The organism is Acidovorax sp. KNOB132 (genome assembly GCF_057541515.1).
In genome coordinates this window covers 37,340-64,117 of the sequence record NZ_BAAJYT010000001.1, presented here as the reverse complement: position 1 = coordinate 64,117, position 26,778 = coordinate 37,340, and the positions used below count along the sequence as shown (strand labels likewise).

Annotated in this window: 26 protein-coding genes and 2 pseudogenes; 21 read left to right on the top strand and 7 right to left on the bottom strand. The window is 64.1% G+C overall.

The window, feature by feature from the left end:
* Nucleotides 1–67 precede the first annotated feature (67 nt).
* The 7 genes and pseudogenes from AC27IO_RS00325 to AC27IO_RS00295 all read left to right on the top strand — a co-directional run bounded on the left by AC27IO_RS00325 (nucleotide 68) and on the right by AC27IO_RS00295 (nucleotide 7,693).
* A pseudogene (locus AC27IO_RS00325) lies at nucleotides 68–2,337 on the top strand (helicase-related protein).
* 138 nt (nucleotides 2,338–2,475) lie between these two features.
* Nucleotides 2,476–3,057 carry a hypothetical protein gene (locus AC27IO_RS00320; protein ID WP_498736614.1) on the top strand — a complete coding sequence of 194 codons (582 nt, stop codon included), beginning with the start codon at nucleotides 2,476–2,478 and terminating at the stop codon, nucleotides 3,055–3,057.
* Between the two features lie 150 nt (nucleotides 3,058–3,207).
* Nucleotides 3,208–3,438 (top strand): hypothetical protein, encoded by a 231-nt coding sequence (locus AC27IO_RS00315; RefSeq protein ID WP_498736612.1) that lies wholly within the window; start codon nucleotides 3,208–3,210, stop codon nucleotides 3,436–3,438.
* 74 nt (nucleotides 3,439–3,512) lie between these two features.
* Nucleotides 3,513–5,537: a hypothetical protein gene (locus AC27IO_RS00310; protein WP_498736610.1), complete on the top strand. Its 2,025-nt coding sequence runs from the start codon at nucleotides 3,513–3,515 to the stop codon at nucleotides 5,535–5,537.
* A gap of 43 nt (nucleotides 5,538–5,580) precedes the next feature.
* On the top strand, nucleotides 5,581–6,480 hold the full coding sequence (locus tag AC27IO_RS00305) for a hypothetical protein (RefSeq protein ID WP_498736608.1): 900 nt from the start codon (nucleotides 5,581–5,583) through the stop codon (nucleotides 6,478–6,480).
* A gap of 13 nt (nucleotides 6,481–6,493) precedes the next feature.
* On the top strand, nucleotides 6,494–7,069 hold the full coding sequence (locus AC27IO_RS00300) for a hypothetical protein (protein ID WP_498736606.1): 576 nt from the start codon (nucleotides 6,494–6,496) through the stop codon (nucleotides 7,067–7,069).
* A gap of 201 nt (nucleotides 7,070–7,270) precedes the next feature.
* Nucleotides 7,271–7,693 carry a hypothetical protein gene (locus AC27IO_RS00295; RefSeq protein ID WP_498736604.1) on the top strand — a complete coding sequence of 141 codons (423 nt, stop codon included), beginning with the start codon at nucleotides 7,271–7,273 and terminating at the stop codon, nucleotides 7,691–7,693.
* Here AC27IO_RS00295 and AC27IO_RS00290 read toward each other — a convergent pair.
* Both AC27IO_RS00290 and AC27IO_RS00285 read right to left on the bottom strand, forming a co-directional pair.
* On the bottom strand, nucleotides 7,677–9,191 hold the full coding sequence (locus tag AC27IO_RS00290) for an MASE1 domain-containing protein (RefSeq protein ID WP_498736602.1): 1,515 nt from the start codon (nucleotides 9,189–9,191) through the stop codon (nucleotides 7,677–7,679). The genes AC27IO_RS00295 and AC27IO_RS00290 overlap by 17 nt on opposite strands.
* Nucleotides 9,192–9,315: 124 nt before the next feature.
* Nucleotides 9,316–9,804, bottom strand: a complete 489-nt coding sequence (locus AC27IO_RS00285; RefSeq protein WP_498736600.1) for a hypothetical protein — start codon at nucleotides 9,802–9,804, stop codon at nucleotides 9,316–9,318.
* A gap of 312 nt (nucleotides 9,805–10,116) precedes the next feature.
* Between AC27IO_RS00285 and pilL2 the strand changes: the two genes are divergently transcribed.
* The 9 genes from pilL2 (at nucleotide 10,117) to AC27IO_RS00240 (ending at nucleotide 19,869) form a co-directional block, all read left to right on the top strand.
* Nucleotides 10,117–10,530 (top strand): PFGI-1 class ICE element type IV pilus protein PilL2, encoded by a 414-nt coding sequence (pilL2, locus tag AC27IO_RS00280; RefSeq protein WP_498736597.1) that lies wholly within the window; start codon nucleotides 10,117–10,119, stop codon nucleotides 10,528–10,530.
* The gene (locus AC27IO_RS00275; RefSeq protein WP_498736595.1) at nucleotides 10,527–11,177 is read left to right on the top strand and encodes a hypothetical protein; all 651 of its coding nucleotides are present in this window, start codon (nucleotides 10,527–10,529) and stop codon (nucleotides 11,175–11,177) included. The genes pilL2 and AC27IO_RS00275 overlap by 4 nt, the downstream gene beginning before the upstream one ends.
* Nucleotides 11,178–11,184: 7 nt before the next feature.
* On the top strand, nucleotides 11,185–11,943 hold the full coding sequence (locus AC27IO_RS00270; RefSeq protein WP_498736594.1) for a TIGR03759 family integrating conjugative element protein: 759 nt from the start codon (nucleotides 11,185–11,187) through the stop codon (nucleotides 11,941–11,943).
* Nucleotides 11,940–12,515, top strand: a complete 576-nt coding sequence (locus tag AC27IO_RS00265; RefSeq protein ID WP_498736592.1) for a lysozyme family protein — start codon at nucleotides 11,940–11,942, stop codon at nucleotides 12,513–12,515. The genes AC27IO_RS00270 and AC27IO_RS00265 overlap by 4 nt, the downstream gene beginning before the upstream one ends.
* An 11-nt stretch (nucleotides 12,516–12,526) precedes the next feature.
* Entirely contained in the window at nucleotides 12,527–13,111 is a 585-nt protein-coding gene (locus AC27IO_RS00260; protein ID WP_498736590.1) for an integrating conjugative element protein, read from the top strand.
* A gap of 1 nt (nucleotide 13,112) precedes the next feature.
* Complete coding sequence (traD, locus tag AC27IO_RS00255; RefSeq protein WP_498736587.1) at nucleotides 13,113–15,284, top strand: type IV conjugative transfer system coupling protein TraD; 2,172 nt, start codon at nucleotides 13,113–13,115, stop codon at nucleotides 15,282–15,284.
* Nucleotides 15,281–16,030, top strand: coding sequence for a TIGR03747 family integrating conjugative element membrane protein (locus AC27IO_RS00250; RefSeq protein ID WP_498736585.1), 750 nt, complete (start codon nucleotides 15,281–15,283; stop codon nucleotides 16,028–16,030). Before traD ends, AC27IO_RS00250 begins: the two co-directional genes overlap by 4 nt.
* A gap of 210 nt (nucleotides 16,031–16,240) precedes the next feature.
* On the top strand, nucleotides 16,241–18,088 hold the full coding sequence (locus tag AC27IO_RS00245) for a hypothetical protein (RefSeq protein WP_498736583.1): 1,848 nt from the start codon (nucleotides 16,241–16,243) through the stop codon (nucleotides 18,086–18,088).
* A 581-nt stretch (nucleotides 18,089–18,669) separates the two neighbouring features.
* Nucleotides 18,670–19,869 (top strand): hypothetical protein, encoded by a 1,200-nt coding sequence (locus AC27IO_RS00240; protein ID WP_498736581.1) that lies wholly within the window; start codon nucleotides 18,670–18,672, stop codon nucleotides 19,867–19,869.
* Between the two features lie 286 nt (nucleotides 19,870–20,155).
* Here the strand turns inward: AC27IO_RS00240 and AC27IO_RS00235 are convergent, their stop codons facing one another.
* Both AC27IO_RS00235 and AC27IO_RS00230 read right to left on the bottom strand, forming a co-directional pair.
* Nucleotides 20,156–21,274 (bottom strand): hypothetical protein, encoded by a 1,119-nt coding sequence (locus AC27IO_RS00235; protein WP_498736579.1) that lies wholly within the window; start codon nucleotides 21,272–21,274, stop codon nucleotides 20,156–20,158.
* A 165-nt stretch (nucleotides 21,275–21,439) separates the two neighbouring features.
* Nucleotides 21,440–22,021: a hypothetical protein gene (locus AC27IO_RS00230; protein ID WP_498736577.1), complete on the bottom strand. Its 582-nt coding sequence runs from the start codon at nucleotides 22,019–22,021 to the stop codon at nucleotides 21,440–21,442.
* A 427-nt stretch (nucleotides 22,022–22,448) separates the two neighbouring features.
* Here AC27IO_RS00230 and AC27IO_RS00225 point away from each other — a divergent pair.
* The 5 genes and pseudogenes from AC27IO_RS00225 to AC27IO_RS00205 form a co-directional block, all read left to right on the top strand.
* A pseudogene (locus tag AC27IO_RS00225) lies at nucleotides 22,449–22,775 on the top strand (transposase); the annotation flags it as partial.
* A gap of 205 nt (nucleotides 22,776–22,980) precedes the next feature.
* Nucleotides 22,981–23,463 carry a DUF1161 domain-containing protein gene (locus tag AC27IO_RS00220; protein WP_498736575.1) on the top strand — a complete coding sequence of 161 codons (483 nt, stop codon included), beginning with the start codon at nucleotides 22,981–22,983 and terminating at the stop codon, nucleotides 23,461–23,463.
* 82 nt (nucleotides 23,464–23,545) lie between these two features.
* Entirely contained in the window at nucleotides 23,546–23,875 is a 330-nt protein-coding gene (locus AC27IO_RS00215; RefSeq protein ID WP_498736573.1) for a hypothetical protein, read from the top strand.
* Nucleotides 23,876–23,889: 14 nt separating this feature from the next.
* Nucleotides 23,890–24,075 (top strand): hypothetical protein, encoded by a 186-nt coding sequence (locus tag AC27IO_RS00210; protein ID WP_498736571.1) that lies wholly within the window; start codon nucleotides 23,890–23,892, stop codon nucleotides 24,073–24,075.
* On the top strand, nucleotides 24,072–24,227 hold the full coding sequence (locus tag AC27IO_RS00205) for a hypothetical protein (protein WP_498736570.1): 156 nt from the start codon (nucleotides 24,072–24,074) through the stop codon (nucleotides 24,225–24,227). The genes AC27IO_RS00210 and AC27IO_RS00205 overlap by 4 nt, the downstream gene beginning before the upstream one ends.
* Before the next feature lie 43 nt (nucleotides 24,228–24,270).
* Here the strand turns inward: AC27IO_RS00205 and AC27IO_RS00200 are convergent, their stop codons facing one another.
* The 3 genes from AC27IO_RS00200 to AC27IO_RS00190 form a co-directional block, all read right to left on the bottom strand.
* On the bottom strand, nucleotides 24,271–24,999 hold the full coding sequence (locus AC27IO_RS00200; protein WP_498736568.1) for a DUF6988 family protein: 729 nt from the start codon (nucleotides 24,997–24,999) through the stop codon (nucleotides 24,271–24,273).
* A gap of 202 nt (nucleotides 25,000–25,201) precedes the next feature.
* Complete coding sequence (locus AC27IO_RS00195; protein ID WP_498736566.1) at nucleotides 25,202–25,837, bottom strand: DUF4124 domain-containing protein; 636 nt, start codon at nucleotides 25,835–25,837, stop codon at nucleotides 25,202–25,204.
* A 194-nt stretch (nucleotides 25,838–26,031) separates the two neighbouring features.
* Entirely contained in the window at nucleotides 26,032–26,634 is a 603-nt protein-coding gene (locus AC27IO_RS00190) for a hypothetical protein (RefSeq protein ID WP_498736564.1), read from the bottom strand.
* Between the last annotated feature and the right edge of the window lie 144 nt (nucleotides 26,635–26,778).

Here is a 26,778-nt window from a genome sequence, read left to right as displayed (position 1 = left end):
CCATCCCCGGGGCATGCCACCTGCCCCTCGGGGCGGGTGCATGCCCTTTTTTCTTTGGAGCATCACCATGTCCCTCGATCTCGATTCCAACGATGCGGCGCCCGTGCAGGGCGAACTGCTGGACGACGCATCGTCCCCGCTCACCATCGCCCTCACCGACTTCGTCTCGGAGTTCGGCGACGAATTGCTGCAGGCCCTCAACGGTGCGAACCCGCCGGTCTATACCGGCCAGGTTCGCATGCACCGGCAATCGGTACTCTCCGGCCTCAAGCGCCGGCTCTTCCCCGCGCAGGCCGACGTGGTGCACGCGGTTACCGAGCTGCTCGTCGACCGCGGCGAACGCGCTGCGTTCGTCAACGGAGAGATGGGCTGCGGCAAGACCACCGTCGGCATCGCCACCGCCGCCGTGCTGCACGCCGAAGGCTACCGCCGCACGCTGGTGCTCTCCCCGCCCCACCTCGTCTACAAGTGGCGCCGCGAAATCCAGCAAACCGTCGCTGGCGCCAAGGTCTGGGTGCTCAACGGCCCGGACACACTGGTCAAGTTGCTCAAACTGCGCGAGCAGCTGCAGGTCCCCGCGCACGCGCAGGAGTTCTTCGTGCTCGGGCGCGTGCGCATGCGGATGGGCTTTCACTGGAAGCCCGCCTTCGCAGTGCGGCGCACCCGCCACGGCGACGTCGGCACCTGCCCGCATTGCGGCACCGTCATCACCGACGAGGACGGCGAGCCCATCGGCACCGCTGAACTCGATGCGGAGGAAACCCGCCGCACCTGCGGTGGCTGCCGTTTGCCGCTGTGGACGCTGATGCGCCCGCGCAGCCTGTCGGCCACCGATCAGTCCAGCGCGGTGCTCAAGGCGCTGCAGCGCATTCCCACCATCGGACAGGTCACCGCGCAGCGGCTGATGCGCACGTTCGGCGACGGCTTTCTCGCCTCCATGCTCGGCGACAACATCCACGAGTTCATCAACCTGATGGATGACCGCGGCGAGCTGGTCTTCTCGGACCGCCAGGCGCACCGCATGGAGCGCGCGATGGCGAACATGGAGTTCGGCTTCGGCGAGGGCGGCTACCAGCCGTCCGAATTCATCAAACGCTACCTGCCGCAAGGCACGTTCGACCTGCTCATCGCCGACGAGGCGCACGAGTACAAGAACGGCGGCTCGGCCCAGGGACAGGCGATGGGCGTGCTGGCGGCGAAGGCGCGAAAGACGCTGAACTTGACCGGCACGTTGATGGGCGGCTATGGCGACGACCTGTTCTATCTGCTGTTCCGGGCCCTTCCCGGGCGGATGATCGAAGACGGCTACCGGCCCTCGAAAAGCGGCTCGATGACCTCGGCTGCTATGGCATTCATGCGCGACCACGGTGTGCTCAAGGACATCTATTCCGAGAGCACGGGCACTTCGCACAAGACGGCCAAGGGTTCCAAGATGTCGTGCGCACCGTCAAGGCACCGGGATTCGGACCGAAGGGTGTGCTGCGCTGCGTGCTGCCGTTCACCGTGTTCCTCAAGTTGAAGGACATCGGCGGCGACGTGCTGCCGCCCTACGACGAAGAGTTCCGCGAAGTGGCGATGGAGCCGGCGCAGGCATCGGCCTACCAGAACCTGGCAGGCCGGCTCACTGCGGAATTGCGGCAGGCACTGGCACGCCGCGACACGACGCTGCTGGGTGTGGTCCTCAACGTGCTGCTGGCCTGGCCGGACACGTGTTTCCGGTCGGAGACGGTGGTGCATCCCCGCACGCGCGACACCTTGGCGTTCGTGCCGCCCCAGTTCCACGAACTGGACGCCATGCCCAAGGAGCGGGAACTGGTCGAGATCTGCCGGCAGGAGAAGGCACTGGGCCGCAAGACGCTGGTCTACACGGTGTACACCGGCACGCGCGACACGACGGCGCGGCTCAAGCGGCTGCTGGAGATGGAAGGCCTCAAGGTGGCGGTGCTGCGCGCAAGCGTAGAAGCCTCCCGCCGCGAGGACTGGATCGCCGAGCAGCTGGACCGCGGCATCGACGTGCTCATCACCAATCCGGAGCTTGTGAAGACCGGATTGGATTTGCTGGAGTTCCCGACGATCGTCTTCCTGCAGTCGGGCTACAACGTGTATTCGCTGCAACAGGCCGCACGCCGCTCCTGGCGCATAGGCCAGACGCAGTCGGTGCGCGTGATCTACCTGGGCTACGGCGCCACCTCGCAGATGACCTGCCTGGAGTTGATGGCCAAGAAGATCATGGTGGCGCAGAGCACGTCGGGCGACATCCCGGAATCGGGGCTCGACGTGCTGAACCAGGATGGCGATTCGGTGGAAGTGGCACTGGCAAGGCAGCTGGTGCATTGATCCTGTGATGACCCTTGGCGGCTCCTTCGGGAGCCGCTTTTTTGCCGATTGCACTTGCGCTGCCTGCTTACCAGGCGTTACCGCAGCGGCGAGCTCGTCTCCGACACTTTTGAACCCGAGACCCACTGTGGAGAACCGATGACCTCTTCAAGCACCCATCCAAGCCAGCGCGATCGGAATGCAACACCCAGCGTCCGCGAACCCAGTACACCGGGACAACCGATGCCGGAAAACGAGATACCGTTCCAGGCGGAGGTGGTGACGGACAAGGGGCGCGTCATCGGCGCGGCATTCAAGGGGCAGATCTCCACGGCAACGTTCAACGGACAGGTCAAGACCGGCGGCGCCGAGGTCACCGTCCAACAGGGGCGTGCGTTCGGCACGGCCTCCACCAACGGCACATCCATGGATGGCCGCGTGGGTTTCAAGACCGCGATGGAGAACTTCGAGTTCAGCGCATCGTTCGCCCCCGGTGGCCAACTCAATGGCTCCGGCAAGGTCTCATTCGGCGACATTTCCTTTTCTCTCTCGAACGACTCGATCGGCACCGAGTTCAAATTCGACAGCGGCGTCACCGCGTCCCTCAGCAGGAACACGGATGGTGCATGGAATGCGAATTGGAACTCTCCAACGGTCGGGGGCTTTCAGACGTCGTTGAGTTTCGGAACCAGCGACGGCGGCTGGTCCATTAACGCCAACTTCACACTCAAGGCCAACTGACGCCTTAGCATCTGGCGCGGGTGCACGGCGGCGCCCGCGATCTTTGGGAACCCAGGGTGGGTGCAGATGTTCCAGTCTTCCTTCGTCGTTCGTGCGTCACTCTTCGCCCTGGCCTTGGCACTCCCTGGTTGCGCTTCGACGCAACGGGGGATGGAGCGTTTCGATAGCTGGCTCGGCGGCAGCCAAAGCCGCGATGGTCGGTACACCGCGACCTGCTATTCGGCAGGCGACAACTACAGCAGTGCGCTGTCCTGCGACACCACGCTCCGAAAGCACTGCCCGAACGGCTTCGACATCCTGAGCACGGGTGCGTCGCCCAATCCCAATGCCCAGAGCTTCGCGGAGAAGTACCGGATCACGGCATTGGCGCAGTGCAAGTGACGTCAGAGTTTTCCTAATGCGCATTGCCTTCTGAATTGGCATCCTAGGCCCATCCCGCCCAGGAAGGCTTGCTGATGGCCGAGCGCCGCCAGACCCGCTACACCACAAGCGAATACGCTGCCCTGCTGGGTGCGATCGACGACAACGGCCGCTTCGATCCCGCCGCCTTCGAGGCCCAACGGCTGATCCATGCCAACGAGACCATCGACGGCATCGACGCCGACGCGCTGGTCCGAGATCTCAAGGGCTCCCCGGCCTTCACCGGTCCGGACGGCAAAACCCAGGTGCAGCCCCTGGTCGAGGCGATCAACAGCCGGTTGGATGCGGCCAGTCGGGAGAAGCTGGCCGGCGCGCTCACTGCTGGCGGCATCACGGATCCCGGCATCGCCGACCGTGCCCGCGCCGTGTACGACCAAGCGCACGAGAGGGTGCGGCAGGCCGCCGATCGCGTGGACCAATCGATCAGCGACACGCTGGCCGATGCCAAGCGGCTGAGCGACGGCCTGGGCAACGACCCAGGCGCCACGCCGGCCGAACGCGCGGTCGGCCAGGCCGCCGGATTCGCGCTGGGCAAGACCCAGGAGGCCTACGGCGAGAAAAAGGGCCAGTACGGCGCTGCATTCGACATGGTGGCCGGCGCCGGCGCCGCTGCGCAATTCGGCTACCGCTACCAGCACGATGCCAACTACCGGGACGTCGTCAATGGTGCGGTCGGCCTGTATGCGGCGCAGGCCGCGCAGGATCCGAGCAAACCGCTGCACGACCTGGGATCGGCGGCCAAGGCCGCCTACACCGGCTTTGCACAGCGCATGGAGGCGGCGCAGGAGGCCGGAAAGGGCCACGAAGCCGGCGGCCAGATGCGCGGCGCCGTCGGCTTCGAAGTGGCGATGTCCGCGCTGCCCGTGGGCGGCGCGACGCGGCTGGCCAAGCTGACGCGTGGACTGGAGCGCGGAGGGCCGGAAGCCGCGGCAGAGATCGCCGAGACGCTGGGCCAGGCGCGTGCCCTGCGCGGCAGCGCCGCCGGCGAGGAAGTCGCCGAGAACCTGTACCGCGGCATGGCCGGGATCAAGCGCAGCCAGGGCGAGTTGCACGAACTGATCGACACCGTGCGCAAAGCCGGGCACATGGACGAGCTGCTCGGAAGCGGCGCATTGCATCCGAACGAATTGAACTACCTGATCCGCAAGCAGCCGGAAGTGTTCTCCGGCAAGGTGCCGTTCGAGCAATCACTGGAGGCATGGATTGGTGACAGGCCATTGCAGGCCCTGGGCCGCCGTGACATTGGAGACATCGGCGAGGCGCTGCTCGCGCATCGGCTGGTCAAGGAAGGCTATACCGACCTCATGCCCATCCAGAACATCTCGGGGCATGGCAACGACATGGTGGGTCTGGCCCCGAATGGAGAGATCGAGTATTTCGAGGTGAAAGCCTCCGTTCACAACCGAGCACGCTCCGCATCCGGTGATCCGGAAGACATCATTCCCGGTCGCCTGGCGAAAGCCGTCGGCAGTGAAAAATACTGGGAGACCCACAACATCTGGGAGCAGGAAACCGTGGCACGCGCACGCGAGCTGATGATCGATGTGCAAGCCAGCGGCATCACCGCGAAGTGGGTCCGGGTGAACCTTGGTCGAGACCTGCAAACCGGAAAGCTGAGCAGCGACATGGTCATCGAGGACTGGGTGCCGCCCCAGCAGCACGGCAGCCTGGCTCCCACCGGGGCGCGTACGCCCGGCATCACGGGCGACCCGGACATCGATGAAATGTTCTACGCGCTCAAGAGTGGCAGTGATCAGCAACTCTATGCGGCGATGGAACGGGTGGCCGCCTCTCCCGGGGCCCAGACCCTGATGAAGGAGGCGGAAGCGCGGCTCGATGCGCAGACGATGGCGATGGCCCAGGACCAGGCCAACATGGCCGAGAATATTGGACTCCAGACGGCCGTTGCCGACGTCCAGACCAGCCGCGGCCCGGTCATGATGCATCGCCTCACGCCTCCCACCATGATGCAGGGTCCAGGTGGTGGTGGCAGTGGTGGAGACGGCGGCGGCGGGGGAGGAGGTGCTGGCGGTGGTGGTGGAGGCGGCGGCGGTGGTTAAGGCGGGTTTTGAAACCCTCTCCTGGCGAATCGGAAGTGCATAGATGCAAGACCCGTTCATGGAAAACGCCTTCAAGACACTGGAGGGTGGATTTGCAAAGTCCATCGCCAGCGGAGGCATGGAGATAGAAGAAGCCGAGTTGGCGCGCCAGCTTTCGCTACCAGGCAGGATCAGTCGCGGGCAGTGTGTCGCGTTGCGAATGATTGGCTATTTCCATGCAGTGCGTGCCGGCACGTACCTGGGAAGGGGCGATCATGAAGAGGTGCGAACGTCCTTGGCCAACGCCATCGCGTTCAAGGCACTCGCGTTCCTGCTTCAGGCGGCGGTGCCACATCCCAAACAGCCTGGAATCCTCCCGCTGCCCTTCGAGTCGGGGCTGGATGCCGCGGGCCCATGCGTTGCGGGCTGGTGGCCATGGGCCACCCAGTGCGCGCATTGGCTTGCCCATGTCGCGGAGACGAACCAGCGGCTCAAGCCGCCCGAAGTGCGATCGACCGGCTGGGGCAAAGGGACCAGCGATGCATTTCTGATCGGCCTCTTCGCCGACGCGCTCGATGTCTCGACAACCTATGCGCCGGTCCACCCCTTGCATCCGGCCTATGCGGGCTTGCTTTCGCAGTGGCGCACCCGCGACGAAGACACCTTTCGCCAGGCGATGCAGGCCGCGGCGGGCTACCACGAGTCGCAATCCAGAATCTCGACGGAGAGAAGCCTGTTCGACTTCGATGACCCGCCGGATTGGATCTTTCCCATGGAGCTGTTGGCGGTGCAATCCCTGCGCCGGCGCGAAGGCCTGCCCGAGTTCCAGGCCGGCAACGCGATGGTCGACATCGCCTGGGCTGCCGCTCAGGGTCTTCGCCTCTCCGATTGTGCCCCGCTGGTGTCGCAAACCGCGACCCGGCTGCAATCGGACTACCCCCAGTTGCAAGACCTCATCTCCTGAGCCAGGCAGCGCCATGCAAGAAGACAGAGCCGATCTGAACACCGCCGCACAAGCACTGGCCAGCCTGGCGGTGGCGATGAAGCAGAGCGAGACGCGACTCGCCGATACCACGGAGCAGCACCTGCAGGCACTGCAGCGCACAGTGGCATCGACCGCCCACCAGATCCATGCCGCGCAGTCCGACGCGCTGGATCGGCTGCGCTCCCAGGTGCGTTCCGCATTGGACGAGGGGTGGACGGTCGCCACCAAGAAGTATTTGGACGACGTACAGCTGGCGGCCCGCCAGATCACCGCCGCCTCCGAGAGCGCGGCGGCGCTGCAGCGCCAGGCCGGCGCACGCCAACTGCGCCATGCCTGGATCGTGCTCGGCGTCGCCATCGTCGCTGCAGTGGGGCCGCTCTTGAGCGCCAGCCTGGTGCTGCGCTACTACGAGGGCCGCGTGGCCCAGGCAAAGGACCAGGGCGACCTGGTGGAAGCCTTCAACCGTGCCGACATCGTGCGCTGCGGCAACGACCTGTGTGCCCGCGTGGACACCAAATCCGCACGCACGGGCGACCGCCAGGGCTACGTGAAGGTCAAACCGAGATAGCAGCAGTACAGGCCGATCCGCGCCATCCAGGGGGTTCTTTTCACGCTGCCTGCCGCCGACCAGGGACCGCGTGCCCCGGCGCGCTGGACGACGGCGCCTGAGAGCGGACTGTTGTCAACCGAGTCCACGCATGAAACACGTACCGTGGTCGTGCCTGAACTGCAGGCGGACATTCCCCAGCTGGGGAAAAGGAACAGTGTGATGGAGATGAAAGCAAAGACGCTGGCATTGGTCGTCGTCGCAGGGGTGGCCCTGTCCTTCCAGGCCCATGCGCAATCGTGCTGCCCCTCGGGTGGGCATGGCGTGCCGGCGGCCACCGGGCTGGGTGAAAGCGCTCCCCGCGCGGCCAATCTCGCCACCGATTCGGCGTGGCGGATCTACGAGTTCCAACGCGACGGCGTGACCTATCTGCAGATCAACGACGCCACCGGCGTGGTCCGGGCCGCGGTCGGGCGCATCAACGAGACCTTGTGGGTGCTTCCCATGGGCAAGGACGTGGCCCGCGTGTCGCTGTCGGCCACGCCTGCCGCCCCGGGGCGCGTGGTCTACCAGACCGGGGATTTCGTGGTCTGGTTGCGATCGGATGCGAAGGGCGATGCCTGGGTGGTCACTTCGCGAGATTGATCCCGACGCCGACGCGCTCGGACACGAGAAAGCTCAAGGCCAACGCATGGCGGCGCCGGCAGGTGCCGCCATGCGTCTTGAGGCGGACCGACAGCTCCCGATCGGACTCGGGATGATCGCGGCGGACGGCGTTGAGCACGGACGCATCCGCGGTGATGCGCACGACGATCCCCTGCATGCCCCGCACCCGCCATACCCGCGCCTGGATCAGGTGGGTTCGCGCAACGGGCAACGTTTCCACGGCGTTGAGCACGCAGCGATAGGCCACCAGCTGCAGTCCCAGCGAAAGCTGTCGGGGATCGCCGCGCATCCGCCAGCGAAACTCCGTGTTGCACAGGTTCGCGAAGCTCACCGAGCGCAACGTCTGGTACAGGCCATGCGTCTCGATGCCCAGCGGATAAAGCGCCGTCACGTACTCATCGAGCAGTTGCGCCTGGATCACCCCGGTGCGCGTCATCTGCATGGCCGCTGCGTGGTGCCCCTGGGAGCGCAGGTATTCCACTACGTCCCTGCGCATCCGATTGATCTGCACGGTGAGATCGGTGTAGTCGACCACCCGTTTGCGTAACGTGCGCTCGGCAGACAGGTAGCCGGCCTGCGCGAATTCCAGTGCCTGCTCCCGCACCCGTGCGAAGTCGCGCACTTGCCGGTAGGCCGCAGAGATGCGCGAGCCGAACGCAAACAGGCCGGTGGCGGTGACCGCCAGCAGGATCTGCACGGCGAAAGCCTGTGCGTCGAATACGCCGGCTTCGACGGTCTTGGGCAGCGACAGGGCCACCGCGACGTTGGCCAGTACCACGCCCAGTGCCGCACCGCGCCATCCATGGCGCAGGGTGAGCGCGATGGCGGGCACGACCAGCAACACCCTGAGGAGTTGCCGCAGCACGGTGTCGCCGATGAGGGTGATAGCGACGAACAGAAGCGCCACCACCGTGACGGACGCCAGGCCTTCGTGCAGCAGATGGGACGGCCGGCGCAAGGCTTCGTCGCGCCGCAGCCAAAGGAGCGCCGGCAGGACGAACATCAATGTGCCCAGGTAGTCGCCCAGCCAATACCGGATCAGCGTGTCGATCGGCGCCGGCCCCGATGGGCCACCCAGCGCGGCATTGAGCGCCATGTTGCACAGCGTGCTCCACAGCGCGGTCACCAGCGCAAGCGGCAACAGCCAGTGGTCCTTGCGCGTCAAATCGGGAATATGAAAGCGTGCCGTGACGGGAAGCAGCGAGATCGCGGGCATCAAGAGGAACGGACTCAGGTAGGCCCAGGTGGTGCTGGCACCCCAGTCCTCGACCCTCGGCACGCGCAACACCAGCAGCGCCGCAGCGTCACCCGCCAGCAACCATGGCCATCGCCGCGCAGGCAGGAACAGCAGGCTGGCAACGCGCAATCCCGCCGGCAGGTACCACTGGTCCACGGAGCATCGCCAAGCCAGCAAGAACGCGGCACAGTAGCCCACGCTCAGCAAAGCTCCCTTGGCGATGTTCTTTGCAGCGGCCATTCGACCATCCGTGGCAGGTTAGGGCGACTGTACAAGCGCCCCACTGTCTCAGCGTAGACAACTAGCTGCTCTATCGCGTAACCGAACTCACTTTTGATTCGGTCAAAATTTTCTGCGACGTCGATCAATCAGCATCGCTGCCCGGAACGGTCCAAACCCAGTCCGGGCACCCTGGATACTCCCAGCGATCCTGCGGATGTGCGCCCAGGCGCTTGAAGAGCTTTTCGTAGGCGGGCGAGTACTTGCGCTCGCTGAACACAATCCGCTCGGTGCCGAACTCCTGGCGCAGTGCGTTGGCGAAACCGCGTGCGAGCGGTTCGCCGAAGCCCCTGCCTTCCAGGTGTTTTTCAACGGCAAAGTGCCCCACCCGCGCTTCTTTACCGCCGGGGAGAAGGCTCCACTCGTGGACATATGCGATCGGCTGCCGGCCGTTGATCCGGACGTACAAATCGGGGCTGTAAACATCTGAGCTCCGCAGCGTCCCCACCGCCACATTCTGCTGGTAGAGGCAAGCGTACTGAAGGAGCCGATGCTCCAGCGCATGCCGGATCGCATCGTCGTCCAGAACCTCCGGTTCGTGCGCTCGCTTGCCCCAAGGCCATTTCCATCGCATCTCTCTCCCCCTTTTCATTTCTTATTTCAGACCGCAAACCACACCCACCATCAAAACGGTGGGCGCCGCATTCCCATTGCAGCATGACGGTGCCCGCGCATTCTCGCATCGTGCCCCCATCACGTTTGCAGGAGCCGATCCATGCTGCAATTCCTTTGCGACACCGCACACCGGTGGAGGCTCGTCACCCGAGCGGGTCCACTGGCGCTGTTGTGCGCGGCCGGTTGCTCAACCACCTCACCGCCGCGCGCGACTACAGACGCGGCAGCAACGGCTCCCATCGTCTTTGCACCGCAGGTAACGCGGATTCCCGTGGTTCGCCAGGGCCGCTACACCCTCGTGGAACTGGTGCCCGAGGCCGCACAGCGCGACCTGCTGCTGCAGGTCATCGACATCACGCTCCCGCCGTCGACCCAGACCACGGTCGGCGACGGTTTGCAGTACCTGCTGCGGCACTCGGGATACCGGCTGTGCGCAGACGATGCGGAGGGATCGGTGCTGTATGCCCAGCCGCTGCCGGCCGCGCACATGCACCTGGGTCCGCTCACGCTGCGCGATGCCCTGCTGACCATGGCTGGCAGCGCCTGGAGCCTCTCCGTCGATGACGTGTCCCGGCAGGTGTGTTTCCACCGAGCCGCCGAAGCGTCCGCAGAGGGCACTGGCAGCACCTGCACGGTGCCGCCTCTGGCGGACCTCGCCATCGAACACCGCATGGAGCATCCATGATTTCCCATCCGCCGAGCGGGCGCGCCCGCATGCGCTGGCCCTGGGTGGCAGTCGGTGCCGCTGTGCTCCTTTTGGGCGTCGCCACGGTGACCAACACCGTGCGGCTGTCTCGTCTGGCACAGGAGACGCGCAACGCCCATCGGGATGGGGAGATGAAGAGCCTTGCAAGCAGCGTGGCGCAACTGCGCGGGGCCCTCGACGAAGCCCGGCGCCAGCCCGCACCAGTCACCGAATCGGCGTTCTCGGCAGAGAAGCAGGCCATCGGAGAACGCATTGCCCGCATCGAGCAGGCCCAGGGGAGCCTGGCCCGCGCGGACGAGGTGACCGCACTGACGGCACGCATCGACGCCGTGCAGAAACAACTGGCCGAGCGTCAGGCCGCCACCCGACCCGCACGCGCGTCCGCAAACGGCGCAGCACGCGATGCCACGCCGGCCCCGCCGCCCTTCGCGGTACTCGGCACGGAACTGCGGGCCGGGGTTCCCTTCCTCGCCATTGCCCCGCCAGGGGCTTCCTCGCCCGCGCAGGTCCGGCTGCTGCGGGTGGGCGACCAGGAAGGCGACTGGCGGCTGGACGGCATCGAGCCAGGCGCTGCGCTGTTCACGGTTCGCGATCAGGTGCGTCGCGTGCCGGTGCACGCACGGTAGCCGCGGCATGGACGATCCTCGCCCCGCCCTCCTGATCGCGGGCCTGGCCTTGGCCCTGGCAGCGAACGTCCAGGCGCTGGCCCAGGCACCGGGCAGCGCCGAGTCCCGCATCCGCCAGAGCGAGTCCCGCCCGCTGGACCAGGCGCGCGACGACGAACGCCAGGCGCGCGAGTGGAACCTGCGCGCCGAAGAGTGGTCGCGCTACCGGGCGCTGATGCAGGGGCCGCTGGGCACCTACTCGCCGGGCCTCGATCCGCTCACCGCGCTGGGCATCGAGGCCCGATCCGACGAGGAACGCCGCCGCTATGCCGAGCTGCAGGTACAGGCCGAGGCCCGCCGCGTAGAGAAGACCCTGAGCTACCAGCGCGCCTACGACGCGGCCTGGCAACGCCTGCATCCCGGGCAGGAGCGCGTGAACCTGCAAGGCGTGCAGGGTGTGCAGGCGGACACCAGCAAGTCCGGCATGCCTGGCGCCGCGGAGCCCGGGCGAATCGCGGTCTTCGTCAAGGACGGTTGCGCGCCCTGCAACCAGCGGGCGCTGCAACTGCAGGCGGCCGGTACGGCCTTCGATGTCTATGTGGTCGGCAGCCGCAGTGACGACGACCGCATCCGCCGCTGGGCCAGCCAGGCAGGCATCGATCCGGCACGGGTGCGCGCACGCACCATCACGCTCAACCACGACGGCGGCCGCTGGCTGTCGCTCGGCCTGCCGGGCGACCTGCCGGCGGTGGTGCGTGAGGTTGGCGGCCAATGGCAGCGGCAATGACGGGCCGACGCCCCCCTTGGTGGCTGGCTCTGGCATTCGCGCTGGGTGCGTGCGGCAACACCCAAGCGCGGTCGCAGCAACTGCCGCCGCCGGCCTATCAGCTCGCCGCGGCCCAGGCAGGCGTGCCCTCGCCCGTGCTGTATGCGGTGGCCTTGCAAGAAAGCGGAACGCGGCTGCGAGGCCGGCAGGTGCCATGGCCGTGGACGCTCAATGTGGCCGGAGCCTCGCAGCGCTATGCCACGCGCGCCGACGCGTGCCTTGGTCTGCGCCAGGCGTTGCGTCGAACGCCGGCACAGCGGATCGACGTCGGGCTGGGCCAGGTCAATCTCGGCTATCACGGCCAGCGGGTCGCGCAACCGTGTGCCCTGCTCGATCCCTACCGCAATCTCGCGATCGCGGCCGAGATCCTGCGCGAGCAGCACACGCCCGGCGAAGACTGGCTGCTGGCGATCGGCCGCTACCACCGACCGGCCGGCGGTGCGCCCGCCATGCGCTACCGCGGCAGCGTGCACCGCCATCTGGTCCGGGTGCTGGGCAGCCCCCAAGCGCTCGCCGCATTGAACGGCCATTGAGGTCCCTCGCCATGAACATCCACCGATTCCACGCTGCCGGCGGCCTGCTCGCGCTGGCCACACTCAGCACGCTGCCCTGCGCGATCCGGGCCGCGACGGCGCCGGCAAGCCTGCCCACACCCCGCCCTGCGCTGATCGTGGTCGAGGACCGCGGCGGGGCTCCCGCGCAACCCTACTACGATGACCTGGGCCTGCCGGCACGCTCTTCGGCGACAGCGGATGCGCCACAGCGTCTGCCATTGCCCGGCGCAACCACCGGTCCTCGCGGGGAAGCCGCCATGCTGCCGGTGCGCTCGGGTTGGCTTACGCCAGGAGTGGTCGAGCGCCGCCCGCTTCTGGCATCGGGACTGACGCCGTTCTTCGTTATCGGCGACGATCCGCGCTCGCGCGAATGGCTTCAGCAGCGGCTCGACCGTCTGCGGGAACTGCATGCCAGCGGGTTGGTCGTGAATGTGGCATCGCCGCAAGCGCTGGACGCGCTGCGAGGGCTGGCACCGGGCGTGACGCTCTCGCCTGCGTCCGGGGACGACCTGGCCCAGCGACTGGGGCTGCGCCACTACCCCGTGCTCGTCACGGCAACCGGCATCGAGCAGTGACATGGCCCAGGCGCACGCGGTGGAGGTGCTGCTGCGCCCCGCGGTGGAGCTATACACCGTGGCGGTCTGCGCCGGCGCCACGCTGGTGTGCGTGGTGGCCCCGTGGTCGCTGGCGCTGAACCCCCTCCTCGGTCTTGCCAGTGCCCTCGCCTTCCTGGTGTTCGGTGCCCTGCGGCTTCGTCAGGCATGGGCGATCCTGCGCTACCGTCGCAACATCCGCCGCCTGCCCCGGTATGTGATGGCCAGCAAACAGGTGCCTGTCAGCCAGCAGCGTCTGTTCCTCGGTCGAGGCTTCCGCTGGGACCAGCGCCACACCCACCGCCTGATGCAGACCTACCGCCCGGAGTTCCGGCGTTACGTGGAACCCACGCGGATTTACCAGCTCGCGCGGCGCTGCGAGGCGCGGCTGGAGTTCGCACCGCCGCCATGGCCACACCTGGCACGGTTCACGGGCTGGGACCATCCGCTCAATCCGGCCCGGCCGCTGCCGCCGGTGGGCGGCATGCCCCGCCTGCACGGCATCGAGCCGCAGGAGGTCGACGTGACCTTACCGCTGGGCGAGCGGGTCGGCCACACCCTGGTGCTCGGCACCACGCGCGTCGGCAAGACGCGGCTGGCCGAGCTGTTCATCACCCAGGACATCCGCAGGCGCAGCAGCACCGGGGAGCACGAGGTGGTGATCGTGTTCGACCCCAAGGGCGACGCCGATCTGCTCAAGCGCATGTACGTTGAGGCGCGCCGCGCCGGGCGCGAAGGCGAGTTCTACGTGTTCCATTTGGGGTGGCCGGACATCTCGGCACGCTACAACGCCATCGGCCGATTCGGCCGTATCTCCGAGGTGGCGACCCGCATCGCGGGACAGCTCTCGGGCGAAGGCAACAGTGCCGCTTTCAGAGAATTTGCATGGCGGTTCGTGAACATCATTGCCCGCGCGCTCGTCGAACTGGGGCAGCGCCCGGACTACCTGCTGATCCAGCGGCATGTCGTGAACATCGATGCGCTGTTCATCGAGTATGCCCAGCACTACTTCGCCCGGAACGAGCCGAAGGCCTGGGAAATCATCGTCCAGCTCGAAGCGAAGTTGAACGAGAAGAACATCCCGCGCAACATGATCGGTCGGGAAAAACGTGTCGTGGCGCTGGAGCAGTACCTGTCCCAGGTGCGGAACTACGACCCGGTACTCGACGGCCTGCGCAGCGCCGTGCGCTACGACCGCACGTACTTCGACAAGATCGTGGCAAGCCTGCTGCCGCTGCTGGAAAAACTCACCACGGGCAAGATCGCGCAACTGCTGGCGCCGAACTATTCGGACCTGTCCGATCCGCGGCCGATCTTCGACTGGCTTCAGATCATCCGCAAACGTGCGCTGGTTTACGTCGGGCTGGACGCGCTGTCCGATGCCGAAGTCGCCGCCGCGGTGGGCAATTCGATGTTCTCCGACCTCGTTTCGGTTGCGGGGCATCTGTACAAGTTCGGCGTGGACGATGGCCTGCCCGCCGCATCCGCGAACGCCAAGATCCCGATCAACGTGCACGCGGACGAGTTCAACGAGCTCATGGGCGACGAGTTCATCCCGATGGTCAACAAGGGCGGCGGCGCTGGCATCCAGGTCACGGCCTACACGCAGACGCTCTCCGACATCGAGGCGCGCATCGGCAACCGCGCCAAGGCCGGCCAGGTGGTGGGCAATTTCAACAACCTCATCATGCTGCGCGTGCGCGAGACCGCCACGGCCGAACTGCTGACCCGGCAGTTGCCCAAGGTGGAGGTGTTTGCCACGTCGGTCACGAGCGGTGCCACTGACAGTTCCGACCCCACGGGCAATACCGCATTTACCTCCAACACCCAGGATCGCATCGCCAGCACGAGCGTGCCGCTGATCGAGCCTGCGCATGTGGTGGCGCTGCCGAAGGGCCAGGCATTCGCGCTGATGGAGGGCGGCAACCTCTGGAAGGTCCGCATGCCCCTGCCCGCACCCGATCCCGACGAGGTGATGCCGCGCGATCTGCAGGAACTGGCGGGCCACATGCGGCAACACTACATCGAGACGAGCGCGTGGTGGGATGGCCAGAGCGCGCCAGCATCGCAGGATGCCGCACTACCTGACGACCTGCTCGCGGGATTTGCACCGGAGACTGCCGGCGGTGACAACGCCGGAACAAAAGCGCTATGAGCGACGTCGCAGCCGCCGCGCAGCGCCAGCAGGTGCGGCAACAGGGACTGATCCTCGGTCTCATCACACTGCCGTTTCGCTGCTTCGGCGTGCTGTGCGGTTCGCTGTTCCTGTGCATCGTGCTCGAATGCATTGGCATGGCGTTGTTCTGGCCGGACCAGGGCTGGCACCACGCCCAAGCCATGCTCGGCCACGAGCTGGACCAGCTGTCTGACTACTTCGTGCGCAGCGCACTGGTGCAGGAGCCGGGGCGCACGGCGCACCAGTGGGTGGAGCACGCCTACGAATGGGCGTTCGTGCGCAGCGGGCTGCTGGAGTGGATACAGGATGCGTCGCGCCAGGCACGCGCGGGAGCATCCAGCCCCGCGTGGAGCTTCCGTCGGGTGCTGGCGACGGTATCCACCCACGCCGAGGGCTACCTCATCGCGGCAGCCTACACCGTGTTGGTGTTCCTGGTTCGGCTGCTGGTGCTGTGCCTGACCCTGCCTCTCGTTGCCCTGGCCGCGTTCGTGGGGATGGTGGACGGGCTGGTGCGTCGCGACATCCGGCGCTTCGGTGCGGGACGCGAATCGGGATTCCTCTACCACCGGGCGCGGGCCAGCCTGATGCCGCTGGCGGTGCTGCCATGGGTGACCTACCTGGCCTTGCCGGTCAGCGTGCATCCGGTGGCGATCCTGTTGCCCAGCGCGGTGATGCTCGGGGTGGCGGTGGATATTGCTGCCGGAAGTTTCAAGAAATACCTCTGATAGGGACGATACGGAGCGTCGCAACCACCGGTTGAGGGATAGTCGCGCTGAGCATCAGCAGGCATTGCTAAGCTAGATGCCATGGGAGGTTTCGGTCAGAGTCACGAAAGTCGAAGCCTCCATCCCCAACAAAAGTACGAGGCGGCAGCCCCGGAGGGACCTTGGACCGACATGACCTCAAGCACTGAGACCATCCGCCGACTTGCGGAGATGAGCGACCCCTCAGCATTTGAGCGCCTTGCCGCGGCAGTTCTGCGGGCCGCGAATCCTTCCGTTTACGGGAACATGGCCCATCCCGGGGTGCAGCCTGGCGGGAAGACGGTGAGAGCGCCGTTCGACAACGTTGGCTGGTTGAACCTGCCGAACGGTCAGTCGCGGCTTGTGTGTGCTGCGCACACCACAGAGCAGAACGACCTGAGCGGAAAGTGGCTTCACGATCCATCAACAGTGAAGGTCAGAAAGCCCGGCGGCAAGCCGACAAAGCCCGCAGGGGACTTGATTAAGGGCATCGAAGAAATCGAGAAATTGCGCACGACGACACCAGGCCTCGGCGTGACCTACGCCTTGACGAGCAACATCGAGGTCTCCCTTGAATTGCGTGCTGCGGCCGAGCAGATGGCATTGGTCGCCAACGTTGAGCTTGATGTCTGGTCTGTCTCTCGGATAGCGCACTTCCTAGACACCGACCCAACTGGACAGCTCATCCGCAGGTCTCACCTCGGGTCTGAGGTCGAACTGCTGTCACGTGAGCTTCTGCTGGAGATGGGCAAGCGCAGCATTCGAGATCACTTCCCATATTTGTCGCTGCCGGACGCAGTCCATCGCGACGAATTCGCCCTCGGACCGAGCGACTTACTGGTGGTCGGCGACTCAGGGATGGGTAAGACAACGGCGTGCGCGGTGGCTCTGAACTCACACATCGAAGCCGGGTTGCCGGCGATCGCTATCCCATCAGAGTTCGTCGAAGTTGAGCCAACTTTGGAAGCCGCGCTCGAGAAGGAACTCAGGCGCCAACACCCCGGCCTTGAATCGGCAGCAGGCGAGAGAGCCGTGGCTCTGTGCACTGGCGATGCGCCCCTAATGGTCCTCTTCGAAGACATCAATCGCTCGTCCAGCCCGGAGCGTCTATTAAACAAGATCCTCTCATGGACCAAGGCAATGTCTGGGGGATCTGCCAACGTCCGGGGTTGGCGCGCTGTATGCCCCATCTGGCCACGACATCTGAATGCGATCGAAGAACAGAAGGGCTTGGCTGAAGGTGTGGAAATCCTCCGGATCGACAAGTTCAGCCAGGCCGAGGCAGTTAGAGCCATCTCCACGCGCGCGACGTTGCTGGGGGTGACGATGGACGAAGGGCGCGCGGATTACATCGCCTCAAGGTTGGGGCGCGATCCCTTGCTGATTGGGCTGCATGACATCCAGTCTGACGTCGTGGCCGCGGACGTCATCCAGTCCTATATCGCTAAGCGCCTTCGCCTGGTCGCGAGTGCGCGTCATCGCACGCTTTCCGAAGCGCTTGAAGCTGTCCACGCCCTGCTACGGTGCGGGCTGCAGCAGCGAAACTTATCCCCATCTTGGGGCGAGGTCCGATCCTGGATCCATGACAAGGAGATGCTAGACACGCTGAGAAACATCGCTCTTGAAGGCAGCATCATTCGGCTGTCCAGCTCCGGAAGGGATGAAACCATCGCGTTTAGGCATGACCGCGTCTTGCACGCCCTGGCCAGCGGCTCAATGACCGAAGTCCTCAGTGAAGCTCAGGCACCTGAGTACGTCGCTGATCCCTTCTTCGCTGAGATGGCGGCAGGAGCCGCGGTACAGGCAAGGCTACCGGCGAAGGCTTTGCTCGACTTGGCGGTCGCAAGTCCAACAGTGGCTGCCCATGCATTGAGGCTGGCGTCGGAACAAAAACCTGGCCTACGCCGACATTGCAGCGCAGGCGCTTATGTCATGGCTAGTCCGGCCCGAAACAGCCGATGTGACGATGGCCAGTCGACGATACGCGGTGGCCGCCGTTCTCGCGGAGACCACATCCCGCCACGTTCTGATCCTAGCTGAGCAGTTTCCTCGAGACGACTCTCTATGGTGGGATCCGCTGTTGGCAGCTGCGTTCAGAAACGGCGATCTCCGTTCAGGGCTGGCTTTCCTGTCACGTTTTTGAGCTTGGCATGACCGTGACAGGCAAGCAAAACTTGTTGTCTCTGGTGACAAGGACTTACGGCGAGCATCTAGTCGATGCCGTCAGCGAGACCTTGCAGCACCTCGACCTGGACTTGTTCAGGAATCACGGCGTGAGGACGGGTGCCCTTCGGCTAGCTGGCTACGTTGGTGACAGTAGGCTGGCTCCCGCCGTTCGAGCCTGCTGGGACCAGGATACTAAGAATGAACGAGACCTCCGCTCCTACCTGTTCGCGGCCGCGCGATGTTGCGGTGATGCGGCGGCAGCAACCCTTGACCCGATTCTTGAGGCCTGGGAAAGCCTTCCTGACGACCCAACATCAACGATAGGCCAGCCCATTGAACGCCTAGCATCTGGGGGTGTGTCCTGGGAGTTCAGGCACTACCCGCCTCTGCACGCCCTGCAGTACCTTGTCGATAGGGCGACGTCCTCGAAAAGGCTGGGATGGCCCATCACCTACATGCTCCGAACGATCGATCACCCCATCGCTGTGGAGCATGTGACACGCTATGCATCGGCGCGCTCCTTCGACATATTCACGAGCGACCTGCTGTCGGATTGGGCACCGAATTCCAGCAGGCCTGTCAGACAGATGTCGTCGGATTCGAAGCGCCGGCTTCTGGAGATCGCCCTCTCCGACAACGAGGCTGATGACGTCCGTAAGCAGGCATTCTCCTTTTGGGATAGGTCCGCTTCACCTACCGACCTGCAGGCCATGAAGCAGATTCAGGAGGGAAGCCTTCTCTTTGACCGCGCTCTTCGGGCCAGGGCGCGGCGGCGCGACTATTCAGCCACCCCGCAGGTACTCCTCAAAATCAAGGATGACCCGAAAGGTTGGCTTCGGACCGGAATCCACATCTGGTCGAGTCCGCTGACCGAAGTGCTGGAGTCCGTACTTGACCAACTGGCAGCGAAGTCGGATGGTGACACCGACGACCTTAGTCATGACACCGCGAATGCGTTGATGTGCGTCGAAACGAAACGGCGTGTCGCAATGCTGAGCGCCAGATGGACGAAGTTGCAGACCATTCCAGAGATGGTTCAGGTGGCTCTTCTCTCTGTTGGTCCTGAGGCGCTTGCCTTGGTGTTGACGGCCATCACTGGGGCACATGATCCTGGTGTATTGCTGAAGCACTTCTCGATCACGGCGACCGCATTTTCAAGCGGAACGCAGCGGCTCGCAGCACCCGAACAATTAGACAATTTGCGTCCATTCCTACAGCACTTCTCTGAAGGAGATATCGTCATCCTTTCGGACGCCTGCGAGAAGAACGGATGGGTTGACTTCAGGCGTCAATATCTTGAGCCGCGCATGCGAGCGATGCTGAATCGCAGATTCTTTTTGCCTGGCGACACGGTCGATCTGGCCGCCCTTGATGAGGCCCTGAATCCACAGCCTGGGGTCTTAGTCAACCTCCACCGATGGCTTGAGAACTCGATGCGTCGAGGAATGGACCGCGAGGCTCTCATCGAAGCGCTGATGCAGTGGCTAGAAAAGAACCATGAGGAACGAGCTATCAAGATCATCGCGGGGATCATCAGCGAAGGAGGAACCCGTAAGGAGTTTCGGGTGTTTGAGGACGCGGCCAAGCAGCGGCCGGATACCGCAGGCCTCATTGATGCGGTCCGCTTCGACGTATTCCGCAGAAGACTTGTCTGACGCCTTCATTTTCACCCCTTCGAATGGCTGAACAGCCCCGGGCTCCTGCGGAGGGGCACTCAGATGGTCGTGGTCTGACAGGCGTTCAGGGTATGCAGTCAACTAACCACATCATGGCGCAGCTGTTTGGCACGCCACCGAAGATCCGGGGAACAGTCGGCGAACTCAGGCTGGATCCGGGACATCGCGCTGGCGACCAGCGAATCGCCGGTCAGGACTGCCAGCAGCATTACGGTCACGGTTACGCCAACGCGAACCGTGGTGGCTTGGTACAGCGCTTGGGAGATCAGGCTATTCGTGCGTAGGTTTTTCCATCCAAGACTCGTTTCACTTGGTCCACGTCTTTCGCCCCGATGCGCACGTAAATTTCCTCGGGCGTGTGGTTTTTGGCGAGCTCGCGTATTGCCTTGACTTGGACCACAGATAAGCGCCCGTCCCGCCCGCAAATCTGCGCTATCGCCCAGTCATTGTCCTTCCACTTTTCGGCGACCCATGGCGCCGGTAATCCCAAGCGGGGATGGTCATTCAGCCACTTGTGCAGAATCTTGTCGCGGTCATCGGGTAGAGGAACGACGCCTTTCGAAAGCAATCCGTTTTCGCGCAGGTAGCGCAGGCCGCTCTTTCCGCCCGGCACCATGTTGAGCCGGCGTTCGTCATCCCAATGCCCTTCCACCAGGAACTCTTCCGCCTCGTAGAGCTGCTCCACATCGTCGGTGATAGCCATCACTTTGTGGTGCACGTACGTGAGACGCCCACCCTCTTGCTCTTCGCGAAATCGGCGATGGAAAAGCAATGGACTGCCCGTCTCAATCGCGCGACGGTGCTCGGACCAGCGCTTTTGCCAGCTGCGGGTGGACACACCCACATAAAATGACCCGTCGTCGGGGTACGACGCACCAGCGCCGAAGATGTGCTGGTAGAGGACGTATGCGCGTTCGGGGTAGTGCTTGGGCGATAGCAGGAAGTGCGCGGGCACCGAAAATACAAGGCTAGGGCTCCTGATGGTGCTTTCGTCAATCTGCGTAGCTCCGCGCATGGCCGCAGCCAAGTACGCGGGGTCAGTAACGACTTCCACCGAAATCGTAGGCTGGATAGCTAACTCGCCTTCGCCCAGTGCGCCGAGACCGTACTCTGGCTTCCGGTCTACCGTTCTGTGCCCTTCCATGAGCTTCCTGAACGGAGAGATGAACCCCGGACGGTCGCCCATGAAAATCATGCGCACCACGGGTATCACTTGGCCTGGCTTGAGCCTAAACACGCCGTGGGGATTCGCAGCCACCCGCGCCCATTCCCGCCCGTAGTCGGAGGACCGCACAAAGTCTTCAAGCAGTTGCTCAACCTCGCGCCGCCTTCGAATCATCGACTTAGGCGCCAGATGCTCCCACCAAGCCTTGTTTAGCTTCATCGCGTCACCGCCTATCCTTCAAAAGCCGGCCGGCCAAGCCTATAGTTGGCGTGCCGTTTGAGAGCCAAGCTTGCACGTCTGTGGCTCCAACTTCCAAACCAGCGCCGAACGCGGCATCGCCTTGCAGGGCATCACCGCACTCTAGTATCACTATTATTGCGGCGCTCAAAGTTCAGAACACGCTCTAGGGACAGGGGTCTTGTCCTGGTCCGAGGACGTTGCTGGCTGTGCATAGGCCGGTCGGTACAGGTGGGTCTTGGGATCCAACCGCAGTGTGGGCAGGTGGTAATCGCCGCCCATGGCTGGTGAGCGCACCTTCAGCTGGATCTCCTGCGGCACGCCATCGCGCCAGTGGCCCGGAACCAAGTCAAGTTCCTCGGGCGGGTCTGCTGGAAACAGGTGGGACAGCTTGCCGACGCAGCGGCCGCTGTCATCCACCAATAGAGGCAGCGAAAAGTGCTCCCAGGGTGCATCAGGCGGCAGGCCCCGGTAGTAGGCGTCGGTGAACACAGCCAGCACGCGCACCTTGGCGGCCTTGGACTCCGAGTTCCCTGCACCGACCTGCACCAGCGGGCAGGAACGGACAGCTTTGCGGTACGGTTCCCAGCCCGCCGGAAGCGGCAGGTCCGCCTCTGGCGCCTGGCAATGGGTGGGATCGAGCGCCATGGGTGCTTTTGCCCCCACATTGACCACTGTAGACAGCATGGCGATCGCAAGCCAGCCGACATGCACAAGAGCTGCGTTCATGAGCGCATCAAAAGAGCAGAAATGGAATTCACCGGATGTGTCCGCGTCCTCCCGGTCACTTAGGCCCGCAGATGCGAAGCGTTGCTACAGAGACCGCCCAATCGATGCGCAAAGTTTCCGAAGGAATCAGAAACTTCAAAGCTAGCATGCTCCAATATGCTTGCATCGACTAGACAGTAACCCTATGCCTGCCGAGCCCTATTGCGAAATGTAAGCGAGGACCGCCAGTGGGCGCCATCAGGCTCCGTGACGACGTTCCTGCAGCTCGAGCAGACAGTCAGCGAAATCGGGCTGAATTCGGGCCATCGCACTTGGGCGTGGCCACGGATATCACCGCCGGAAGTTTTGAGAAGTATCTTTAAGGAAGGTCTGAACAACTGCATCTGATGTTGCAACAATGGATCAACGACCCGAGCGGACGATCTCGATGCAGCTGAGCTTTGGCGATGCGGAGTACAACGGCAAGCGGACACAGCGCGAGGTGTTTTTGTCGGAGATGGATCAGCTGGTGCCGTGGAAGGATCTGCTTTCCCTGATCGCGCAGCACTATCTAACGTTGGGGCAGCCGGGCCGGTAGCCGTACCCGCTGGAGACGATGCTACGCATCCACTTTCTGCAGCAGTGGTACGCACTGAGCGATCCGTCGGCGGAAGAAGCGTTGTACGACATGGTGTCCATGCGCCGTTTCGCCAAGATCGGCGGTTTGGACGATGTGCCGGACGAGACCACGATTCTCAACTTCCGTCACCTGCTGGGGTAGGAAGTCGCCGATGGAACGGTGGCTACCAGTGAGTTTGTTCGACCTGCTCAGGTCGGGCTCGTCAATCCTGGCCTCGCGACCGGGAACATCGGACAAGGATACGGAGATCGTGTGCGGCGCCAATCAGACGCTGCAGCTCAACTACACAATGCGGCTGATGTACGACTCGGGTGTCTGGGTCGATCGCTAGACTGCACACATGCAAGCATCCCGCGCGTGCGCTCTCGCCTACGCGTGGCGCATCGCCAAGCGCCAACCGATCAATCAGGGTGCTGCTGGCACCCTTGCCCCCCACGCCCGACTTGCTACACTCGTTCCACGCCGAATCGGCCTGATTAAGCGGCAACCGCCAGGCGACCCGGACGGCCTCGCGACCAGACCTCGAACGCGCCGGACCTTCCAACCCCAAGTCCCCCTCCTCTCCTCGACCATCGGTACGATCATGAAATCCACTCTCGCCTTCGTGTTGCTCGCCCTCGTTTCCTTGCCAACGCTGGCAGCCGGCAGAAGTTGCGATGAATTGAAGGCCGAACTTACCGCCAAACTCGATCACCATGGCGTCAAGGACTACACGCTGGAGATCGTCGACAACGCCGACATCAATGCACGCAGCAAGGTCATAGGCACTTGCCAGGCAGGAAGCAAGAAGATCGTCTACAGCAAGAACAAGCCGTCGACCTAATCGGCATACGCTATCCCGTCATGCAGGCAACGTGGTGCGACGGCGCGCAAGGCGGCGTCCTCGGGCGGTGCAGGGGTACGCCATGCAGGTAGTGGATCACGAACCGCACGCGTGGTTCCTGCTGCGCGACGGCGACACGCTGCTGCTCGACGTCGACTGCAGCCATGGCGCGGTCGGTGACGTGTGGACCATGGTGCTGACGGCCCAGGAAGTTGCGCAATTCCGCGCGCTCGGGCGTGATGTCATCGCGCAGCTCGCCGAGCGCGTGCAGTCGACCGCGCCGGGGGTGGTGGGCAATCGGTCGCCGTATCTGGTTCGCAAGGCGGATGTCGATTTCCGCCAGCGGGTCACGGTCGCCATCAAGGCCTGGATCCAGGACGAGGATGTCCGGCAGTCCGTGCCTGAGAGCTAGCGGAACCACTCAGGATGCACGTCGACGTCACCCACCACGTGGACGAAAGCGAACCCGACGAGGCGGACGGCTACTACTACGCCTACACTCTCTACCGCTTCAGCGACGGCCGCGATCGGCTGCTGGCGCGCTGCTACGACGATGAGGCCGATCTGGCGCATTTTCTGAACATCGAGGTGGATGGCGCCCGCGGACGATGACGGATGCGGATCTGCGGCATCCGCTGCTGCTGGCCGCAGCGGCGTACTTGGCCGAGGCCGGCAAGCGTAGACTGTGCTGGCTGAGCGGCCGCGGCGATGGCTATGAATCGCTGCCCGGCCAGCCCACCATCGGATCAGCGGAGCGGTCATGAAGCGCGTCACGGGGATTGGCGGCATCTTCTTCCTGGCCACGCTCTAATGTGTCGACTCCTCTGTCCACCACGGTATCAGGCACATTGGCATCACTTTTTTTAGGTCCGGCAGACAGTCGGCGAAGTCGGGCTGGATCCGGGACATCGCACTGGCGATCAGTGAATCGCCGGTCAGGACCGCCAGTAGCATTCCGGTCATGGTGACCAGGCCGTTGGAATTGCGCAGGATCTGCAAAGCCAATGGCAATGGAAATCCTTCCTCGACGCGGCGCAGCGGATGCAGCCCGCCGTGAACGAACGAGTTCATGGCCGACCAGGTCATGTCTTTGAAGTGCGCGAGCATTTGATAGGCACCCACAGAGATCCCTTCACCTGGGCTCCCCATGCTCTTACGCATGTCCTCCATCATTTCGCTGACGCTGGGCAGGTTCTTCGCAGCCTTCTCGCTCTCGACGGTGAGCGGTGCCAGCAGCTTTTCAATCGCTGAATCGGGTGCGGCGTAGAGGAGCCACGCCGCCCGCGTCAGCGCTTCGAACTGAAGCCGCATGAGGGCTACGGCCGAAGTGGCGAGCGCCAGTTCCATGAGGGCGCGAAGTCCCTCTGCATGTTCCAAAGCCACGAAGCACATGCCCGTCGCAACCTGCGAGCGTGGAGCGCCATGGAAGCCCTGCTCACCCAGGAGCTCGAAGATGTGCTCGTGCAACTGTTCCGAGCGCGCCAGCATCTGATCGAGGTCAAGCTGCGGACCGTACGGCGAAGAGAAACTGGTCATTGGCCAATGGTAGAGGACGGCATCGCCTCACCGGTGAAGCCTGTCACCACAGCTTGAAAGGCCAGATCGCAGCCTGCTACCGGTCTGGATGGACTGGCCCATTGCAACCGGCCTAAAGGCAGGCATCTGGACGAGCCCCGGCACGGGGTGCCGGACACCGCATCCTCTGCACCAGGCAGCCGCCGCTCCTGCAGCGTTCGGGTCATTCGCAGTTCCATCCGGTCCCTGCGCGGCTGCAGGTTCGTCCGGTGGGACCGGTGAGGACGTCCGGACCGGATTTGCGATAGATCGCGCCTGCCGTGTCGTAGCAAAAGCCTGCGTCGCAACTGGCAATCGTCGGGACCGGGGTGGTGATGATCTTCGGGGGTTCCTGCATCAGCGGGGTGTTGCTGCCGCAACTGGCATTGACTTGCGCAATGGCCGCATTGGTCCGTATGCGTTTCTCGTCCTGGGAGAGCGTCCGGATGCTCGACACGAACTCCAGCTCCTTCTGTGCGATGCGGCAGGCAGGGGTGCCGGCCGAGGACACCGAAGTCCCGTTCTGCGCGACCGACGATGCCTCTGCACGCTGGCGCCGCTGAAACTCCTGCTCGTCGCGCTCTGCGGCCCGATCCTGGTGTTTTCGCTCAATGGCCCCTGCCGCCTGCGCGCGCTCTCGCGTGATTTCGTCGGCACTTTTAGGACGTTCCAGCAGCTCGCCCGTTTGGTTTGCGGCGCATGGGACATCCGCGTAGACAGTCTTGCCTGCTGCGTCGGTGCAGCGGTGGACCTGGGCGTTGGCAGCGAAGACAGCGGACACGCACACGGCGGCGCAGAGGAGTGGCTTGAAGATTTTCATGTAGCGATCCGCAAGGGTTAACAGGGTGCGTAATTCCTCCTCAACGCATGAGCGGACGGCACAGTTGTCTGAGGCTCCTGCCACATTGCAACAAGCTGCTACAGCACTTCACATCGTGCGTACTGCAACGCAGAGGCGCCCACTGCAGGATGGAAGTTGAAGGCCATGCGCTGGATCCTCAACTTCCACGTCCATCACGGCATGTACTTGATCGTCAGTAACGCATTGGGCGCGATGCAGCCAGTTCTCTGTGCGAGGATGACCCAACCTGACGGTACGGGCGCCACGTTGCAGACCTCCATGGTGCCCAGTTCGGGGCGCGCCTCGCGGATTTCCCAATAGGCGTATCCCGGCAGGCCGCACCCTTTCGCAACAGAGACGACAACCCATCCCAGCGGAACGCTGGAGGCGGGAACGTTGCACATGGAGAAACTGATGCTGTTCGGCGCTGCATACCGGATTTGGTAGTTGGGAACGCCAGCGATGCAGCCGCCCTGGATGGAGGTCACCGCCCAGCCCTGTGGCACCGCCGTCAGGCCGCACATGTTCATCGAACCACGAGCAGGATCCACCCTGCGTATCTCGTACAAGCCGTTGCCGGACCCACAGCCAGCGCGAATCGACGTCACCACCCAGCCTTCGGGAAGGGGAACGTTGGCACAGATTTCCATCAGGTCGACGGAACTGGGCAACTGCAGATTCGCCGCACCCGTCGGTCCTCCTTGCACACCCGCAGTCGCGATGAATGGACAGAGCGCGACAGCGGCGGATAACGCCAGATTGATCAATTTCCTCACAGCAATTCCCTTGGTGTTTTTGAATTGGATGGATGGGCGCGATGGAAGCGGCGCTCGAAAGCCCTTCCAGACGGGCATGTGCCAACGAATGCGCGCACCAGAAAAGACGAATGGAGAAGATGTCGTCCCCACCTCGAAACGCGA